General features: G+C 72.6%; 17 protein-coding genes. 7 read left to right on the top strand and 10 right to left on the bottom strand.

Annotation, left to right across the window (positions count from 1 at the left end):
* Positions 1-67: 67 nt before the first annotated feature.
* Positions 68-748 (bottom strand): response regulator transcription factor, encoded by a 681-nt coding sequence (locus ACFY15_RS24720; RefSeq protein WP_042813788.1) that lies wholly within the window; start codon positions 746-748, stop codon positions 68-70.
* Entirely contained in the window at positions 745-2,010 is a 1,266-nt protein-coding gene (locus ACFY15_RS24725) for a sensor histidine kinase (protein ID WP_390687943.1), read from the bottom strand. Before ACFY15_RS24725 ends, ACFY15_RS24720 begins: the two co-directional genes overlap by 4 nt.
* 231 nt (positions 2,011-2,241) lie before the next feature.
* Here ACFY15_RS24725 and phoU point away from each other — a divergent pair, with 231 nt between their 5' ends.
* Entirely contained in the window at positions 2,242-2,919 is a 678-nt protein-coding gene (phoU, locus tag ACFY15_RS24730; RefSeq protein ID WP_390687944.1) for a phosphate signaling complex protein PhoU, read from the top strand.
* 154 nt (positions 2,920-3,073) lie between these two features.
* Complete coding sequence (locus ACFY15_RS24735) at positions 3,074-3,223, top strand: hypothetical protein (RefSeq protein WP_390687945.1); 150 nt, start codon at positions 3,074-3,076, stop codon at positions 3,221-3,223.
* 71 nt (positions 3,224-3,294) lie between these two features.
* Here ACFY15_RS24735 and ACFY15_RS24740 read toward each other — a convergent pair whose 3' ends face one another.
* The 5 genes from ACFY15_RS24740 to ACFY15_RS24760 form a co-directional block, all read right to left on the bottom strand.
* Positions 3,295-4,194: a helix-turn-helix domain-containing protein gene (locus tag ACFY15_RS24740; protein WP_390687946.1), complete on the bottom strand. Its 900-nt coding sequence runs from the start codon at positions 4,192-4,194 to the stop codon at positions 3,295-3,297.
* A 268-nt stretch (positions 4,195-4,462) separates the two neighbouring features.
* A complete protein-coding gene (locus tag ACFY15_RS24745) occupies positions 4,463-4,783 on the bottom strand; it encodes a hypothetical protein (RefSeq protein WP_390687947.1) in 321 nt (106 codons plus the stop codon).
* A gap of 54 nt (positions 4,784-4,837) precedes the next feature.
* The gene (locus tag ACFY15_RS24750) at positions 4,838-5,098 is read right to left on the bottom strand and encodes a hypothetical protein (RefSeq protein WP_390687948.1); all 261 of its coding nucleotides are present in this window, start codon (positions 5,096-5,098) and stop codon (positions 4,838-4,840) included.
* Between the two features lie 589 nt (positions 5,099-5,687).
* Complete coding sequence (locus tag ACFY15_RS24755; RefSeq protein WP_390687949.1) at positions 5,688-6,710, bottom strand: hypothetical protein; 1,023 nt, start codon at positions 6,708-6,710, stop codon at positions 5,688-5,690.
* On the bottom strand, positions 6,703-6,987 hold the full coding sequence (locus tag ACFY15_RS24760; RefSeq protein ID WP_390687950.1) for a hypothetical protein: 285 nt from the start codon (positions 6,985-6,987) through the stop codon (positions 6,703-6,705). The genes ACFY15_RS24755 and ACFY15_RS24760 overlap by 8 nt, the downstream gene beginning before the upstream one ends.
* A gap of 494 nt (positions 6,988-7,481) precedes the next feature.
* On the opposite strand from ACFY15_RS24760, the gene ACFY15_RS24765 reads away from it, so the two are divergent.
* On the top strand, positions 7,482-7,739 hold the full coding sequence (locus ACFY15_RS24765; protein WP_390826070.1) for a hypothetical protein: 258 nt from the start codon (positions 7,482-7,484) through the stop codon (positions 7,737-7,739).
* 54 nt (positions 7,740-7,793) lie between these two features.
* Positions 7,794-8,531, top strand: coding sequence for a VOC family protein (locus ACFY15_RS24770; RefSeq protein ID WP_390687952.1), 738 nt, complete (start codon positions 7,794-7,796; stop codon positions 8,529-8,531).
* Between the two features lie 78 nt (positions 8,532-8,609).
* On the opposite strand, the gene ACFY15_RS24775 is transcribed toward ACFY15_RS24770, so the two are convergent.
* Positions 8,610-9,371: a phosphoglyceromutase gene (locus ACFY15_RS24775; protein ID WP_362055608.1), complete on the bottom strand. Its 762-nt coding sequence runs from the start codon at positions 9,369-9,371 to the stop codon at positions 8,610-8,612.
* 151 nt (positions 9,372-9,522) lie between these two features.
* Between ACFY15_RS24775 and ACFY15_RS24780 the strand changes: the two genes are divergently transcribed.
* Positions 9,523-10,833 carry an MDR family MFS transporter gene (locus tag ACFY15_RS24780; protein ID WP_390687953.1) on the top strand — a complete coding sequence of 437 codons (1,311 nt, stop codon included), beginning with the start codon at positions 9,523-9,525 and terminating at the stop codon, positions 10,831-10,833.
* A 19-nt stretch (positions 10,834-10,852) separates the two neighbouring features.
* Here ACFY15_RS24780 and ACFY15_RS24785 read toward each other — a convergent pair whose 3' ends face one another.
* Positions 10,853-11,350, bottom strand: coding sequence for a YbjN domain-containing protein (locus ACFY15_RS24785; protein ID WP_390687954.1), 498 nt, complete (start codon positions 11,348-11,350; stop codon positions 10,853-10,855).
* Positions 11,343-12,725, bottom strand: a complete 1,383-nt coding sequence (gene mshA / locus ACFY15_RS24790; RefSeq protein WP_390687955.1) for a D-inositol-3-phosphate glycosyltransferase — start codon at positions 12,723-12,725, stop codon at positions 11,343-11,345. Before mshA ends, ACFY15_RS24785 begins: the two co-directional genes overlap by 8 nt.
* Before the next feature lie 208 nt (positions 12,726-12,933).
* Between mshA and ACFY15_RS24795 the strand changes: the two genes are divergently transcribed.
* Together ACFY15_RS24795 and ACFY15_RS24800 are read left to right on the top strand one after the other, a co-directional pair.
* A complete protein-coding gene (locus ACFY15_RS24795; RefSeq protein WP_390687956.1) occupies positions 12,934-13,746 on the top strand; it encodes a class I SAM-dependent methyltransferase in 813 nt (270 codons plus the stop codon).
* A gap of 212 nt (positions 13,747-13,958) precedes the next feature.
* Positions 13,959-15,056, top strand: coding sequence for an NlpC/P60 family protein (locus tag ACFY15_RS24800; protein WP_390687957.1), 1,098 nt, complete (start codon positions 13,959-13,961; stop codon positions 15,054-15,056).
* Positions 15,057-15,301 lie beyond the last annotated feature (245 nt).

Consider the following 15,301-nt stretch of genomic DNA (forward strand, 5'->3'; position numbering starts at 1 on the left):
AAGAAGGGGCCCCGGCCGCATCGCGGCCGGGGCCCCTTCCCCGTTTCCCGTCCGGCAGGGCTGCGGCTTACGGCTCGAACTTGTAGCCCAGGCCGCGGACCGTGACCAGGTAGCGCGGGGCGCCCGGGTCCGGCTCGATCTTGGCGCGCAGGCGCTTGACGTGGACGTCGAGGGTCTTGGTGTCGCCCACGTAGTCGGCGCCCCAGACCCGGTCGATCAGCTGCATGCGGGTCAGCACGCGGCCCGCGTTGCGCAGCAGCATCTCCAGCAGGTCGAACTCCTTGAGCGGGAGGTCCACCTTGGCCCCGCCGACGGTGACCACGTGCCGGTCCACGTCCATCCGTACCGGGCCCGCCTCCAGAGCCGCCGGGGTGACCTCCTCCGGCTCGCCGCGGCGGCGCAGGACCGCGCGGATGCGGGCGACCAGCTCCCGGGAGGAGAAGGGCTTCGTGACGTAGTCGTCGGCTCCTATCTCCAGCCCGACGACCTTGTCGATCTCGCTGTCCTTGGCGGTCACCATGATCACGGGAACGTTGGAGCGGCCGCGCAGCTGCCGGCAGACCTCGGTGCCCGGCAGGCCGGGCAGCATCAGGTCCAGGAGGACGAGGTCGGCGCCGTTGCGCTCGAACTCGTCGAGCCCGTCGGGCCCCGTCGCGGCGATCGCGACCTCGAAGCCTTCCTTGCGGAGCATGTAGGACAGGGCGTCGCTGAAGGATTCCTCATCCTCGACGACGAGCACTCGGGTCACGGAAGGACCTCCGGGGAGGGGATGACTGGTTCGGGGTCGAGCAGGGGCCGGGCGGGTTCGGGGGCCGTGGCCGGAGCCGCCCCGCCGGTGTCCGGGGCGGGTGCCGGGGTGGCCGCCTCGGGGAGCTTCAGGGTGAACGTGGAGCCCTGGCCCTCGGAGCTCCACACCGACACCTCCCCGCCGTGCGAGGCCGCCACGTGTTTCACGATCGCGAGGCCCAGGCCGGTTCCGCCGGTCGCGCGGGAGCGGGCCGGGTCCACCCGGTAGAAGCGTTCGAAGATGCGTTCGCGGTCCTTCTCCGGGATGCCGATGCCCTGGTCGGTCACGGCTATCTCGATCAGGTCCCCGCCCGGCGCGGTCACCCGGCGTGCGGCGATGCCGACGCGGGTGCGGGCCGGACTGTAGTTGACGGCGTTCTCCACCAGGTTGCCGAGGGCGGCGGCCAGCTGCCCGCGGTTGCCCCAGACGCGCAGGTCGGCAGTGCCGCCGGCGGCCATGGTGATCTGCTTGGAGGTGGCCGTGTGGCGGCAGCGGTCGATGGCCTCCGCCACCAGCGTGTCCACCCGGACGGGCTCGGCGTCCTCCAGCGGGTCGTCGTTCTGCACCCGGGAGAGGTCGATGAGCTCCTGTACGAGGTTGATCAGCCGGGTGGCCTCGATCTGCATGCGGCCCGCGAAGCGGCTGACCGCCTCGGGGTCGTCCGCGGCGTCCATCACCGCCTCGGAGAGCAGGGAGATCGCTCCGACCGGGGTCTTCAGCTCGTGCGAGACGTTCGCGACGAAGTCGCGGCGGACCGCTTCGATGCGTCGGGCCTCGGTGAGGTCCTCGACGAGCAGGAGCACCAGCCGGGAGCCGAGCGGGGCGACGCGGGCGGAGACCGCGAGGGCCTCGCCGCGGCCGGTCCCGCGCCGGGGCAGGTCGAGCTCGATCTGGCGTATCTCACCGTCCCGGCGGGTGTCACGGGCCATGTGGAGCATGGGCTCCACGGCGAGCTTCCCGCCGCGGACCAGGCCCAGGGCGTAAGCCGCCGAGCTGGCCTTGACCACCGCGTCGCCCTCGTCGAGGACCACGGCGGAGGAGCGGAGCACGGAGAGCACCGTGTCCACGCCGGGCGGGAGCACCGCGTTGATGTCGGGGCGCATGGAGCTCCTCGTGGGGCGGGCTTGGTCGCGCTCGCTCCAGCGGAACGCCAGCATGGCGATCACGCCGGTGCAGAGACCGGCGATCGCCGCAGCTGCGGCGACCGCCGCGTTCACGTCCATGCGTCCAGGTTAAGCAGCCTCCGAGACACTTCCACAGCCGTTCGGGTGGCACCTCGAACAGTCGTCGCCCAGAGTTCACCCTGACGACGGTGTTGATTCATTTGTGATGCCGGAGTCGGACGCGTTGGCGGCGGAACCTGTCACCGTGGGCACGAGAGTCCACGGCAGCAGAAGCAGAAGCAGCAGAAGCAGAAGCAGCGAGCAGTAGGCAAGCAGGCAGGAGAAGGACACATGCGCGACGCGTACCACGAGGAACTGGACTCGATCGGAGAGAGCCTGGTCGAGATGGCCCGGCTCGTCGGTTCCGCGATCGGGCGGGCCACGACCTCCATGCTGGACGCCGACCTGAAGCTCGCCGAGAGCGTCATCGCCGCCGACCAGAAGGTCGACGACCTCCAGCACGACCTGGAGGCCCGCGCCATCGCCCTGCTGGCCCGCCAGCAGCCCGTCGCCACCGACCTGCGCATCGTCGTCACCTCGCTGCGCATGAGCGCCGACCTGGAGCGCTCCGGCGACCTGGCGCAGCACGTGGCGAAGCTGGCCCGGCTGCGCTTCCCGGACCGCGCGGTGCCGCAGGACCTGCACGCCACGATCCTGGAGATGGGGCAGCTGGCGCAGCGCCTGATGGCGAAGGCGGCCGAGGTCATCATCACGAAGGACGTCGATTTGGCCCTCCAGCTGGAGCAGGACGACGACGAGATGGACCAGCTGCACCGCACCCTCTTCCAGCACCTGATGGACGACCGCTGGAAGCACGGCATCGAGACGGCCGTCGACGTGACCCTGCTGGGCCGCTACTACGAGCGGTTCGCCGACCACGCGGTGTCGGTGGCCAAGCGCGTCGTGTACCTGGTGACGGGTGAGCACGCGGACGAGCTCCAGCAGCCGACGCAGGTGGACGGCGTCTGAGGGAAGACGTCCGGAGGGGCCCCGGGGCGGGGGCCGGGGCCGGGCCGGGCGGAGCCGCTGCGCGCCCCAATGCGCCGTTGACGCGCCGGTGTGGCTGGGCATGAATGAGGCGAAGGCACTACGACGTCCCGTACGCCGCCTGCGAGGAGGATCCATGCCCGATTCCCCCGTCCCCATCACCCCGGAGCAGGAGCAGCCGCCCCGTCCGGACCCCCTGCGCCTGCCCCTGCTCGCGGCCTGCGGCTGCGGCTCCGGCTGCGGCTGCGGCTGCCAGTCCGGCGCCCCCTGCCAGTGCGGGGGCTGACGGCCACCGCCGCCCGCGAAGCCCGGAGGGCCCCGTCCGAAGCGCCGGACGGGGCCCTCTCGCGTACCGCCTCACACGGCGAGTCCGGTGGTGGAGCTGCCCGTGGGGCCGCCCGGGACGGCCTGGAACGCCTTGATGAGGTCGTTGATGAAGTGCCGTGTGTCCTCGGGGTTGAGCGCCTGCGCCTGAAGGTGGTCGTACATGATGTGGTACGGGTACCGGTCGGCGTACTTCTCCAGATAGAGGTCGCTGGTGAAGCGTTCCAGGTAGACGACTCCGGCGTCGGAGTCGGGGAACCCGAGGATGGAGAACTGCCCCAGGAGACCGGCGTGGGCCCCGGCGGAGTGGGGGAGGACCTGCACGGTGATGTGGGGCTGGGCGCCGAGGGTGTTCAGGTGCTCCAGCTGTTCGCGCACGGTCTCGCGGTCGCCGACCGTGCGGTGCAGTGCGGATTCGTCCAGGACCGCCCATAGGCGGAAGGGGCGGGCGGGGTGGTGCGCCCGGTGCTGGCGCCGCAGCCGGACCTCCAGGCTGACGGCGGCCTGCTCGTCCGTGATGCGAGGGACCGTTTCGGCGATGAGGGCGGCCGCGTAGGCCCGGGTCTGCAGCAGGCCGGGGATCACCATCGGCTCGTAGGTGTGGATGGAGGAGGCGCCCGTCTCCAGCCCGATGTAGACGCCGTAGGGGACGTCGCCGCAGGAGACCCACCAGCCCTGCTGGCCCGATTCCTTCGCCGCCCGCATCAGCGCCTCGACGATGTCCTGGTCGGTGACCCCGTAGAGCCGGCACAGGTCGCGCACGTCCCGCGGGTTGATGGGGCGGCGGCCGGTCTCGATGAGGCTGATCTTGGACTGCGACACCAGCAGATGGCCTGCGGCCTGCGTCGACGTCATACCCGCGGCCTTGCGGAGCTGCCGGAGCTCGGCACCCAGACGGCGCCTCCTGACCGTCGGTTGTCCGTTCGCCGCCATAGGCGGTCTACCTCCAGCTCAAGAACACGCGCAGGCTACTCACCCCCACGGTCTGCATCGACAGAACGCATTGTGCATACGCGGCCGAACAGGCCGGGCACCCGCGAGGCGAGCACCACCTGTTCGGCCCAATGCGGAGTTGACCGGACGTCCGCTTGCAGCCCGTAATGGCCGATCAGGCCGTGGATGGGCATATTCATTCCGCACTGTCGGAGACGGACGGCGGGTACGGACGACGGCGGCGGCGCGGGGGCGGATCGGGCCCCCGTCAGAAGGTGCCGGTGATCCATCGCAGGAGGGCCGCGTAGGTGGTGTCGTCAACCAGGGAGAGCACCTCGATGGCGTGCAGGTCGCCGGCGCGCGGCGGGATGCCCGCGACGGTCAGGCACGCGTGCAGGTCGAGGCGTCGGCGCCGGCGCTCTGCGGTGTCCGGGACGTCCGGCCGGCGGTCAGGGACGTCCGGCCGGCGGTCCGGGGCGGGGAGGGGGACGGACAGGGGGGTCGGGGGGAGCCTGGCGCCGGCTTCCCCCTCGTTCGGTAAGCCCCGTAAGCCGGGGAGGCGGTAGGGGTCGGTCTGCCATGCGTTCATGCGGCCTCCTCCGGACCGGTCACCTGCCCGATGCCTCCGGTCCGGCCGCAGGACTCACTTCTGCCCACCTTCCAGGGCGCGGGCGCCGGCGGCGATGACCTCGGCCAGCCGGTTGGCGACGGCGACGCTGCACCCGCCGAGCCGGACGAAGCCCCGGCAGCCCAGGGGTCCGTCGTTGCACAGCGACGGAAGGACCAGTCCGGCGAGGGCGAGTGCGGCCTGGAGGTTCGCGACGGCTTCCTCCCCGGCCTGGTAGGCGGCGTCCTGGCGCCGCTTGTACTGGATGCGTTCGGCGTGGGTGAGCTCGTGGATCATGGTGTCGCCCTCTCGGTCTGCGATGGAGTGGATGGAGCGCGGCGCGCCGCGGACACGGAGGACCGGGGGCCCCGGTGGTGGAAGGGGTCCCTGTGGGCCCGGGTCGCGGCAGGTCAGCGCGGGAGACCCGTAGGGCTGAGACTGTGCACAGCCCGTGACTTATGGGTTTCGATCTTCGTTCCTGAGATGCACGTGATCACGTTCGTTGCAGTCCGGGAAGGCCCGAGGTGTCCGAGAAGTTAGCGACGCTCGACCTCGTTGCGTCGAGTGCCGGCGACGCCGTGCTCCGTGGAGCGGGCGTCGCGGACCCCTGTGGAGCCGCCCCGCCCCCGCGGCGCACCGGCCGGCCGCCGGACCTCTCCCCCGCCCCGCACTTGTGCGTCCTGCCCGGCCCGCGCGTTCCGCCCTGCTCGTCCGTCCCGCTGGGCTTACGGGTTCCCGGCGCCGGCGGCCCCGGCCGCCGCGGTGTCCGGGCGGCCGCTCCCCCGGCCGTGCGCTCCTGGGTCCGCCGGCCACCGGACGCGGCTTCCCGCGTCGCCCCGGGAGGGCCGGGGCACCCGGTCGCCGCCAGGACAGGAGCGCGTGGCCCTCATGAGCCGTAGCGGAACCGGTAGCCGGTGGAGGCGCGGAGGGATTCCCTCCGGTCCCGTACCGAGTAGTCGGGGATCGCGGTACCCGGGCTGCTCGCCGTGGCCGACGGCCGCAGCTGCGCGGACCGGCTGGTGCGGTGCCGGGGGGCGATTTGCCGGGGCGGGCGCGTCAGGGTGATCTGCCGGACGAGTTGCTGGAAGCAGGCCAGCGCGGCGATGGGCGGAAGGGTGGCCGCCGCCTGCGCGGCGAGGGTTCTCGGCGCCTGGGCCACGCACAGCAGGGTGGCCAGGGTGGAGAACAGCAGGACGATCGACCAGGAGTGCACGGCCCGCCGCTGGTGCAGGGCGGCCCGCAGGATGGACAGGGAGGCGACCATCCAGGGCCCGTAGATCAGCAGGGGCCACCAGCTGGCCACGTCGTGCGCGGTGCGCGGTCCGGCGCTGTGGCGCAGAGCCTCGCAGATGGCCAGGCCGCTGAAGATGCTGACCACGGCGGCGATGACGGCGACCAGTACGGCGGTGCAGAGGCTGCCGGTCCGCAGGAGGGTGACCACCGACGTCTTCGCCCGGCTCCCCCGGCGGTGCCCGCCCGGGGCCGAGGCGCGGGGCCGTTGCCCGGTCCCCGACGAGAACCCCCCGCCGGCCGGGCCGGAGGAAAGGCCCGCGCTCAGACCGGAGGTGACGCCCGGGGACAGCCCGGAGGACAGGCTCGTCGTGAGGCCCGGGGTCAGGCCCGAGGTGAGCGTCGAGGTGAAGCCGGCGGACAGGCCGGAGGCGAGGCCGGCTCCGCTGACCGTCTCACCGGTCTCGCCGAAGGCGACCTGGTCGAGCGGTTCCGCCCGATTCGGCGCCATGGCCTCCCGGCAGAGATAGGCCAGCTCCTCCGACGGGTCCCAGGAGGTGCTCGCCTCGCCCAGGCCGAAGAGCGGCCGGCCGTAGGCGGTGTGCTGTTCCTGGTCCGGCTCCTGCCAGAACACGGTGGGCTCCGGCTGCGGGGCGTAATGGCCGTAGTGCTCATTCACGGAACATCTGCCCGGAGCACTCGCCGGCCGGCGTCCTGAGCGGTGCGGCCTCCTGCGACCTTCGGTTGAACTCGTTCTGGATCCGGCGCACCACGTCCAGGAAGTCCTCCAGGACGGCGGACGAGTACTGGAGGTCGACCTCCAGCCCCTCGCACCGGAGGGTCGCGCCCTGCTCCAGGGCCGAGCCCGCCGGGACGGGCGTGTACGTCCATTTCCCCACCCGTGCGGCCCCGGTGTGACCGTCGCGCACGTCGCTCTGTGCGCCCCACGGGAACATTGCTGTGTGCTGTGCTGTTGTCATAGTCCACCCAACGCTCCGGATACCGGCGAGGGTGTGCTCCGTCCAGGTGATGGTGGCGAAGTAGAGGAGTGTTGACCAGTGTCTTTTATCAGTTCTACGCTCTTCGGCCACCCGTCCGGAGGCTGCTGCGCACCCGGTTGGCGCAGCGATCCTGCCAGCTCGAAGCGGGGAGGGCGGAGCCCGATCGGTTCGATCGGGCTCAATCGGTTTACGCGCCCGTGACCCTCCCCTACGCCCGCTGCGGTCAGATGATCGGGCCGCCGCAGGACGCCGCGCACTGAGCCGCGCCACGGCGCTCACTCCCGCACGCGCGCCCCCGGGCTCCGCCGTCGAACACCGCCGGGCCCGGGGGCGCGCGCGGCGGCAAACGGCTGACGGACCGCAACCCGGCATATGCCGACGCGTTATGACGAGGTGTCGCCGGGGGGCCGAAGCGGCCCCCCGATCACCTCCACCGGAGAGGAGCCGCAGTGACAGACACCCTCGTGTGGTTCGCACTGATCTGCTCGGTCCTGGGCACGGGTGTCACCGCCTGGACCTCGTCGGGCGTTGGCCGCCTGCACCCTCTGGACGCCCGCGAACTGCGGCGTCAGCAACGCTTCGAGGACATCCTGTCCCTGCACGTCGAGGAGACGAGACCACCCCGGATGAGCCTGCCCGCGGTCGCGCCCGAGGCGGTCGGCACCGCCGCCCGCGACGCGTGCGGCTCCTCGTCCGTCCACCTCTGAACGGACGGGAGCCGGGCGGCGGTTCGGCCGGCGGCGGCTCCTAGGATCTGCGGCATGACCACACGACTTGTGCAGATCAACATGAAGGCGCGGGACGACTCCGCGCTCGGCCGGTTCTGGGCGGAGGCCCTGGGCTGGGGCGTCGACAGCGAGGGCCCCGGCGTGACCAACCTCGAACCCGTGGGCATCGCCTATCCCGATCCCTCGGCCGTCTGCATCGACCTCATCGCCCGCCCGGAACCCAAGATTTCGAAGAACCGGGTGCACATCGACCTGGCGACCACCTCGGCCGCACACCAGGCCGAGCTGGTCGCGCGCCTGAAGGACCTCGGCGCGACGCTCGCCGACGTGGGCCAGGGCGACGTCCCCTGGACGGTCATGGCCGACCCGGAGGGCAACGAGTTCTGCGTCCTGGAACCCCGCCCGGTCTACCGGGACACCGGGCCGATCGCCGCGGTGGTCGTCGACTGCGCCGACCCGCGGGAGATGGCCCGGTTCTGGGGCGGGGCGATGGACTGGACGGTGCACGAGGTCACCGACGACCGCGCGACCATGCGTTCCGGCAAGGGCGTCGGCCCCTACCTGGAGTTCCTGCGCACCCCCGACACCAAGAGCGGATGGAACCGCGTCCACCTCGACGTCGCCCCCTACCGCGGCGGCGACGCCGCCGCGGAGGCGGACCGGCTGCGCGCCCTGGGCGCCACCGACCCGGGCATCGACCAGTCGTCCATCCACTGGACGATCCTGTCCGACCCGGAGGGCAACGAGTTCTGCCTCCTCACCCCGCGCTGAGACCCCGGAGCCGACCCGGCACGTGAAAACGCCTCCCACCGGCGCCGTACGCGCGGGCGGGAGGCGTGATCGGGGGAGCTACTTCTTCTTGCCCTGGTTCTTGACGGCCTCGATGGCGGCCGCGGCGGCGTCCGGGTCGAGGTAGGTGCCGCCCGGGGTGAGGGGCTTGAAGTCGGCGTCGAGCTCGTAGGAGAGCGGGATGCCGGTCGGGATGTTCAGGCCCGCGATGTCGGCGTCGGAGATGCCGTCCAGGTGCTTGACCAGGGCGCGCAGGGAGTTGCCGTGCGCCGCGACCAGGACGGTGTGGCCGTCGAGGAGGTCCGGGACGATCGAGTCGTACCAGTACGGGAGCATGCGGACGACGACGTCCTTGAGGCACTCGGTGCGCGGGCGCAGCTCCGGCGGGATGGAGGCGTAGCGCGGGTCCGCGGACTGGGAGAACTCGGTGCCGTCCTCGAGGGCCGGCGGCGGGGTGTCGTACGAGCGGCGCCACAGCATGAACTGCTCCTCGCCGAACTCGGCGAGGGTCTGCGCCTTGTCCTTGCCCTGGAGGGCGCCGTAGTGGCGCTCGTTCAGGCGCCAGGAGCGGTGGACGGGGATCCAGTGGCGGTCGGCGGCCTCCAGGGCCAGCTGCGCGGTGCGGATGGCGCGCTTCTGGAGGGAGGTGTGCACGACGTCGGGGAGCAGGCCGGCGTCCTTGAGCAGCTCACCGCCGCGGACCGCCTCCTTCTCGCCCTTCTCGTTGAGGTTGACGTCCACCCAGCCGGTGAACAGGTTCTTCGCGTTCCATTCGCTCTCGCCGTGGCGGAGGAGGATCAGCTTGTACGGTGCGTCGGCCATGCGTACGAGCCTAGTGGACGCTCCGGGGCGCTTGCGCGCGGTCAGGACACGGTCCGATTGACGGCCGGCGTCAATTGAGTGGCGGGCGCCGGGAGCCTCTCGTAACGTGCCGGACGGATCTGTGACACTTACATCGCCCGGGGGAATCCTTATGTCCTTTGCCCGTCTGAGTCGGTCCGCCCGGGAGAGCGTCTCGGGTCTGCCGCGCGCGTTCTGGTGGTTGTGGGCGAGCACGCTCGTCAACCGGCTCGGGGCCTTCGTCGCCACGTTCATGACCTTGTACCTGACCCTGGAGCGGGGTTACTCGGCCTCGTTCGCGGGGCTCGTGGCGGCCCTGCACGGGCTGGGCGGGGTGGTCTCCTCGCTGGGCGCGGGGGTGATGGCCGACCGGCTGGGGCGGCGGCCGACGATGCTGGTGGCGCAGGTGTCGACGGCCGGCACGGTGGCGCTGCTGGGGTTCATGGAGCACCCTGCGGCCATCGCGGCCGTGGCGATGCTGGTCGGGATGACCTCGAACGCCTCGCGGCCCGCGGTGCAGGCGATGATGGCGGACATCGTCCGGCCGGAGGACCGGGTGCGGGCCTTCGCGCTGAACTACTGGGCGATCAACCTGGGCTTCGCGGTCAGCTCGATGGCGGCGGGGCTGATCGCCGAGTACAGCTACCTGGCCGGGTTCCTGGGCGAGGCGGCGCTGACGCTGCTGTGCGCGGTGCTGGTGTTCGTGAAGCTGCCGGAGTCGCGGCCGGAGCCGGTCGCGGGGGGCGGGGGCGCCGAGGGGGCCGGGCCGGAGATCGGGCTGGGCGGCGTGCTGCGCGACGGGCGGTTCATGGGGGTCGTCGGGCTGTCGTTCCTGATCTCGCTGGTCTACACCCAGGGTTCGGTGGGGCTGCCGGTGGCGATGGGCTCGGCCGGGTTCTCACCCGGGGAGTACGGGCTGGTCATCGCGGTGAACGGGGTGCTGATCGTGGCGCTCCAGCTGCCGGTGACGCGGTTCATCGAGCACCGCGACCCGCGCCGGCTGCTGGTCGTCTCGGCGCTGCTGGTCGGGTACGGGTTCGCGCTGACGGCGTTCGCGGGGCCGCTGTGGGCGTACGCGCTGACGGTGTGCGTGTGGACGCTGGCGGAGATCGTGAACGCGCCGACGCAGACGGAGCTGGTGGTGCGGCTGTCGCCGGTGCAGGGGCGCGGCCGGTACCAGGGGATGTACACGATGTCCTGGGCGGTGGCCTCGCTGGTGGCTCCGCTGATGTCGGGGTTCGTGATCGACCGGTACGGGGCGGGGTGGCTGTGGGCCACGACGGGTGTCCTGGGGACGGTGGCGGGGGCCGGGTACTGGTTCCTGATGCGGGGCCTTCCCGGACGGGCGGAGGGCCGGGGGGCCTCCGGCAGCGCCCCCGCCACCGGTACCGCCCCGGCTCCGGTGGCGGCTGCGCCCGCCGCTCCGGCTCCCGCCGAGGCGTAGGCGGGGCGGGGCCGGGGGGCTACTCCGCCTGGGCGGACGGGCGGGTCAGGTGTTTGAAGGCGTCCAGGTTGCGGGTGGACTCGCCCCGCTCCGTGCGCCATGCGTACTCGCGGCGGATCGCGCTCGCGAAGCCCAGTTCCAGGAGGGTGTTGAAGGCTCCGTCCGCCGCTTCCAGGACCGTGCCCAGGAGGCGGTCCAGGTCCTCGGGGGTGATCACGGACAGCGGGAGCCGCGCCGTGAGGTAGACGTCGCCGAGCGGGTCGACCGCGTACGCCATCCCGTACAGCCTGAGGTTGCGCTCCAGCAGCCAGCGGTGGACGCCGGCCTCGTTCTCGTCGGGGTGGCGGATCACGAAGGCGTTCACCGACAGCGAGTGGCGGCCGATCCGCAGGGAGCAGGTGGTGCTCAGCTTGCGGGTGCCGGGGAGCTGGACGACGTACGTGCCGGGCCGGGGGCTCTCCCAGCCCAGCTCGGCGCCGGCCAGCGTGGACTCGATGATCGCGGCGGTGTCAGCCATGGTGGGAGCGTACGCGACGGCGGTGATCATGCATTGCCGCGGTGTACACGTCGGCGGTTCCGCTGGCGGCGGTGTCCCAGCCGAAGTGCTGTGCGTGCCGTGCGGCGGCGGCGCCCATGCGGTCCGTCAGGCCGGGGTCGTCGACGAAGCGGCGCAGCGCGCGGGCGTAGTCCACGGGGTCGTGGCCGGGCACGAGGACGCCCGTGACCCCGTCGTCGACGGCGACGGGCAGTCCGCCGACCGCGGCGGCGAGGACCGGTGTGCCCGTGGCCTGGGCCTCGATGGCCACCAGCCCGAAGGACTCGTTGTACGAGGGCATGACCAGGACGGACGCGGCCCGGAACCAGTCGGCGAGCCGGTCCTGGGACACCGGCGGGTGGAAGTGGACGAGGTCGGTGATGCCGAGCTTCGCGGCGAGCTTCTGCAGCCCCTCCGGCTTGGCGAGGCCGCTGCCGCTGGGCCCGCCGACGACGGGGACGAAGAGGCGGCCGCGCAGCGCGGGGTCGCGGTCGACGAGTTCGGCGACGGCCCGGAGCAGGATGTCGGGGGCCTTGAGCGGCTGGATGCGGCCCGCGAAGAGGGGGATCACGGCGTCCTGGGGCAGGCCGAGCCGGGCGCGGGCGGCGGCGCGGCCGTCGCCGGCGGTGAAGCGGTCGAGGTTCACGCCGGGGTGGACGACGGCCACCTTGCCGGGGTCGGCCTCGTAGTACCGGACGAGTTCGTCGGCCTCTTCGGCGGTGTTCGCGATCAGCCGGTCGGCGGCGGCGACGATCTGGGTCTCGCCGATGACGCGGGCGGCGGGCTCGGGGGTGTCGCCCTCGGCGAGCGCGGCGTTCTTGACCTTGGCCATGGTGTGCATGGCGTGGACGAGGGGGACGCCCCAGCGTTCGGCGGCGAGCCAGCCCACGTGGCCCGAGAGCCAGTAGTGGGAGTGCACGAGGTCGTAGTAGCCGGGGCGGTGGCCGGCCCAGGCCTGCATGACGCCGTGGGTGAAGGCGCACAGCTGGGCGGGCAGCTCTTCCTTGGCGAGGCCTTCGTAGGGGCCGGCGTCCACGTGGCGTACGAGGACGCCGGGGGCGAGCTCGACCACCGGCGGCAGGCCGCCGGTGGTGGCGCGGGTGAAGATCTCCACCTCGATGTTGATCGCGGCGAGGCGGCGGGCCAGCTCGACGATGTAGACGTTCATGCCGCCGGCGTCGCCGGTGCCCGGCTGGTGCAGCGGTGAGGTGTGCACGCTGAGCATGGCCACGCGGCGGGGCTTGCGGTGGTGGCCCACGGCCGGGAGGCGCAGGCGGGGCGCGTCCTGGCGGGCACCGCGGGCGGCGGCGATGCGGCCGCTGATGCTGCCGCCGAGGCGGGACACGTACTGGCTCAAAGGAGCAGTTCCTCTCGCTCGGATCGCGCGGACGGCGGACGGTGGTGCCGGTGGGGCGGCACGTCTTGCGCATGGCTGCGGGAGCGCGCGCGGCGCCCTGCAAGGAGTGCAACCCGGATGGCCGTCCCCCGCATTCCGGGGCGCGGGAACTTCCTGCTCGTCGGGACGGATTTTTTTGCGGACCGGGCGCTCCGCTTACGCTCGGCGCATGGTCTCCCGCAGCACTCCGCCACCCCCGAAGCGCCCCGTGGGCACCGTGACGCGGGGGACGACGAACCCGAACCGGCTGCGTCGCATGGACCGCTGGATCGCCGCCGTGCACGGGGCGGCGCTGCGCCGGGCGGACGCGCCGGTGGCGGTGGACCTGGGATACGGGGCGGCGCCGTGGACGGCGGTGGAGCTGCTGGCGCGGCTGCGGGAGGCGGCTCCCCGGGTGCGGGTGGTCGGGATCGAGATCGAGCCGGCGCGGGTGGCCGGGGCGAAGCCGTACGAGCAAGAGGGGCTGAGTTTCCGGCACGGCGGGTTCGAGGTGCCGCTGGACGGCGGGGAGCGGCCGGCGCTGATCCGCGCGGCGAACGTGCTGCGGCAGTACGAGGAGGAGCGGGTCGAGGAGGTCTGGCGGGGGCTGTGCGCGCGGCTGGCTCCGGAGGGGCTGCTGGTGGAGGGGACCTGCGACGAGATCGGGCGGCGGCACGTGTGGGTGGCGCTGGGACCGGAGGGGCCGCGGACGGTGACCTTCGCGACGCGGCTGGGTTCGCTGGAGCGGCCGTCGGACCTGGCGGAGCGGCTGCCGAAGGCGCTGATCCACCGGAACGTTCCGGGGGAGCCGGTGCACGCGTTCCTGCGGGACTTCGACCGGGCGTGGGCGGCGGCCGCGCCGTACGCCTCGTACGGGGCGCGGCAGCGCTGGATCCGGACGGCGCGGGCGCTGGGCGGCGACTGGCCGCTGGCGGACGGGCCGGCGCGCTGGAGGCAGGGGGAGCTGGCGGTGCGCTGGGAGGCCCTGCGGCCGGCGGGGTGAACCTTGCGGGGAGGGGGAACCGGGGGTGGGGGCGGCCCGTTGAGTCGTCTGGGATGGACGGTGCGTGTCCGGTCGTGATCGCAGCGGAATCCGGAGGGTGTTGGAATTCGCCGGTTCGTGGCACCATCCCGGGGACAGTGCAAAGTTACTGACGAATAGTCAGATCTGATGTCGGGTGATGTCGGCTCTGACTCGGGGCGCCTGGGGGAGCCATGGGGACCGTGAAGCGAGCGTCGTCGCGCCGGAGAGGGGCGTCCGCCCTGACGCTGCTGTGCGCGATGACGATACTGGCGGCCCCCGGACTCACCGCGGGCACGGCGTACGCGGCCCCGTCCGCACCCGCCGCCCCGGCCGCACCCCTGCCGGAGCCGGGGAACAAGTCCCTGGAGCAGGTCCGCAAGGAGATAGAGGACCTCTACCGCCAGGCCGGCAGCGCGACGGACGCCTACAACCTCGCGGAGAGCGAGACCAAGGCGCAGTCCGAGCGGATCGTCGAGATCGCCAAGCTGGTGGTGGCGGGCCAGGACCGGATCTCCACCCTGAAGGACCGCGCGGGCGCCGCCGCCCGCGCCCAGTACCGCTCGGGCGGCCTGCCGCCGGGCGCGCGGCTCGCGTTGAGCAACAGCCCCTCCGACTTCCTGGACGGGACGGACCGGCTGCGGCAGGGCGAGAAGGCCACCACGGACCTGCTCGCCGAACTGAGCCGCACCCAGGCCGACTTGGAGAGGTACGCGAAGGACGCGGGCGCCCTCTGGCAGAAGATGGAGGACAACCGGGCCAAGAAGGAGACCGCCAAGAAGGAGATCGAGGAGAAGATCAAGACGGCGGAGGCCCTGGAGAGCAGGCTCGCGGCCGAGGAGAAGGCCCGGCTGATCCAGCTGGAGCAGGACGCCCAGTACCAGGCGCAGACGGCATGGCTGTCGTCGGGCGCGATGAAGGACGTCAAGGGCCTGGCCTCGGAGGCCGGGAAGAGAGCGGTGCAGTTCGCCACCGCGCAGATGGGAAAGCCGTACGTCTGGGGTGCGGTGGGTCCGGCCTCCTACGACTGCTCGGGGCTGACCTCGCAGGCGTGGCTGGCGGCGGGGCGGCCGATCCCGCGCACCTCGCAGGAGCAGCTGCGGCTGCTGCCGAAGGTCGCGCTGAAGGACATGCGCCCGGGTGACCTGATCATCTACTTCGACGACGCGAGCCATGTCGGGATGTATGTCGGGGACGGCGCGATCGTGCACGCGCCGCGGCCGGGGCGGAACGTGACGATGGCCGGGGCGGGCTCGATGCCGATCAAGGCCGTGGTCCGGCCCGACGCTTAGGCCCTGGCCGAGCGGAGGCCCTGGCCGAGCGGAGGCACGGGCCGAGCGGAGGCACGGGCCGAGCGGAGGCACGAGCCGGGCGGAGGCACGGGCCGGGGCGCGCCACCGTGTCCTGGGGCTCCGCCCCGGGATCCTCCCCCCGACTGCGGCTGGGGGTACGCCCGGCGGCAGCCGGCGCGCAGCGCCCGGTCTGGGGGCCGGGGCTGGAGCCCCTGGGAGCGGGCGGAGGGTGGCTGGGGGAGGGC

The sequence above is a fragment of the Streptomyces sp. NPDC001373 genome (genome assembly GCF_042895815.1).
Classification (GTDB): Bacteria; Actinomycetota; Actinomycetes; order Streptomycetales; family Streptomycetaceae; genus Streptomyces.

What these genes read in the sequence shown, in the direction of transcription:
- ACFY15_RS24750 (WP_390687948.1), bottom strand. Translation starts at nt 5,098, where the DNA reads ATGATCCACGAGCTCACCCACGCCGAACGCATCCAGTACAAGCGGCGC.
- ACFY15_RS24775 (WP_362055608.1), bottom strand. Translation starts at nt 9,371, where the DNA reads ATGGCCGACGCACCGTACAAGCTGATCCTCCTCCGCCACGGCGAGAGC.
- ACFY15_RS24760 (WP_390687950.1), bottom strand. Translation starts at nt 6,987, where the DNA reads ATGTTCCCGTGGGGCGCACAGAGCGACGTGCGCGACGGTCACACCGGG.
- ACFY15_RS24800 (WP_390687957.1), top strand. Translation starts at nt 13,959, where the DNA reads ATGGGGACCGTGAAGCGAGCGTCGTCGCGCCGGAGAGGGGCGTCCGCC.
- ACFY15_RS24735 (WP_390687945.1), top strand. Translation starts at nt 3,074, where the DNA reads ATGCCCGATTCCCCCGTCCCCATCACCCCGGAGCAGGAGCAGCCGCCC.
- ACFY15_RS24780 (WP_390687953.1), top strand. Translation starts at nt 9,523, where the DNA reads ATGTCCTTTGCCCGTCTGAGTCGGTCCGCCCGGGAGAGCGTCTCGGGT.
- phoU (WP_390687944.1), top strand. Translation starts at nt 2,242, where the DNA reads ATGCGCGACGCGTACCACGAGGAACTGGACTCGATCGGAGAGAGCCTG.
- ACFY15_RS24770 (WP_390687952.1), top strand. Translation starts at nt 7,794, where the DNA reads ATGACCACACGACTTGTGCAGATCAACATGAAGGCGCGGGACGACTCC.
- ACFY15_RS24725 (WP_390687943.1), bottom strand. Translation starts at nt 2,010, where the DNA reads ATGGACGTGAACGCGGCGGTCGCCGCAGCTGCGGCGATCGCCGGTCTC.
- ACFY15_RS24745 (WP_390687947.1), bottom strand. Translation starts at nt 4,783, where the DNA reads ATGAACGCATGGCAGACCGACCCCTACCGCCTCCCCGGCTTACGGGGC.
- ACFY15_RS24740 (WP_390687946.1), bottom strand. Translation starts at nt 4,194, where the DNA reads ATGGCGGCGAACGGACAACCGACGGTCAGGAGGCGCCGTCTGGGTGCC.
- ACFY15_RS24795 (WP_390687956.1), top strand. Translation starts at nt 12,934, where the DNA reads ATGGTCTCCCGCAGCACTCCGCCACCCCCGAAGCGCCCCGTGGGCACC.
- ACFY15_RS24785 (WP_390687954.1), bottom strand. Translation starts at nt 11,350, where the DNA reads ATGGCTGACACCGCCGCGATCATCGAGTCCACGCTGGCCGGCGCCGAG.